Here is a 1,456-nt window from a genome sequence, read left to right on the forward strand (position 1 = left end):
CACTAGTGTCCGGTTTAAATTTAACCAAAAGAGCAGATAAGATAGAGTTATCAAGCAAATTTAAGTGATCTAGATTGAGGGGGACTTGTTTCTAAAAAATTGACTACAAAAAGCCACCTCAAAAGTCATTTTCAACTAAAAACAGGGTTTCTAGGACATTTTTAGTGGGCTTATTGGCCTTTTAGAGAAGGGATAGGAAATGAAAGATTTTTTGTTTTATTGCGCAAAACCAACCTGTTGTGATAAAGGTTATTTTGACCAAAAACCTAAAATTACAGGAGGTTTTGCGCAATGGCCTTTTATAACTTAGTTTTTAACCAATTTCTATCCCTTATGCCCAGGCAAATTTTTTCCAAAATTGCCAATGCTTATGGCCCCAAGCGAGAGCCCAGAAAGTTTAGTCTGTGGGAACAGTTCGTGTATCTACTTTATTTTCAAATAACAGAAAGAAAGAGTCTTAGAGCTTGTATCCGAAACATGAATTCCTCATTTAATAGCTTATATCACCTAGGCGTAAAACCTGTGGCCAGGTCAACATTCTCTGATGCCAATAACAAAAGACCTTATCAATTTTTTGCAGAGTTATTTAAAGAACTTTGCCAGAGGTGTTCTTCGGTGCAGCCTAAAAACAAACAGTTTCACAAACTGTTTAGTCTTGACTCTTCAACCATCAATATGACTAAAAGCCTGTTCAGGTGGGCAGACTTTCGTACTTCCAAAAGCGGAATTAAACTTCATGTATTGCTAAGTCATGATGCTTATCTTCCTGCTGATGTCCAGATAACTAAAGCTAAAATCCATGATATTCAGATAGCCAAAAAGCTATCCTTTGAACCAGGGTCCATAGTCGTTTTTGATCGGGGTTATAATGACTATAGCTGGTTTTATAGGCTTACCAAAGAAAAGGTCTATTTTGTAACCAGACTGAAAAAGAATGCCAAGTTTTCAACTATTGAACATGTGCCTCTTGAAAAAAGTCAAAGATCAGAAGGTGTTAGTTCAGATCATTTTATAGAGGTACAATCTAAAAAGGGTACATATATTTTACGAAAGATCGGCTATAGGGATCTCAAGACCAAAAAATTTTACTATTTTCTCACCAACAACTTCACCTTATCTGCCAAGGAAATTGCTGATATTTACAAAGAGCGCTGGCAAATAGAGCTATTTTTCAAGTGGATTAAACAAAATTTAAGGATCAAGAGCTTTATCGGTCGTTCAGAAAATGCTGTGTTTAGCCAAATTTTTGTGGCCCTTATTGCCTATCTTTTATTATCATACCTGAAGTTCACCTCTAAAATTTCTTATAGCCTTCAGGCAATGATTCAAATTATCCAATTAAATTTATTTACAAACTGTAGTATGGTCGCCTTATTTATACATGAACAAAATGAACAACGAAACAAATCGCCTAACTTATTGCCTTTATTGAAATATTTTTAACCGGACACTAGTG

Annotated in this window: 1 protein-coding gene; it reads left to right on the forward strand. The window is 35.2% G+C overall.

The features are described from left to right. Positions 1–291: 291 nt before the first annotated feature. Positions 292–1,443: an IS4 family transposase gene (locus KFV02_RS11380; protein WP_252381669.1), complete on the forward strand. Its 1,152-nt coding sequence runs from the start codon at positions 292–294 to the stop codon at positions 1,441–1,443. Positions 1,444–1,456: the final 13 nt, after the last annotated feature.

It is taken from the genome of Desulfovulcanus ferrireducens (assembly GCF_018704065.1).
Classification (GTDB): Bacteria; Desulfobacterota; Desulfovibrionia; order Desulfovibrionales; family Desulfonatronovibrionaceae; genus Desulfovulcanus; species Desulfovulcanus ferrireducens.

Coding starts and splice junctions, on each gene's coding strand:
- KFV02_RS11380 (WP_252381669.1), top strand. CDS start 292: ATGGCCTTTTATAACTTAGTTTTTAACCAATTTCTATCCCTTATGCCC.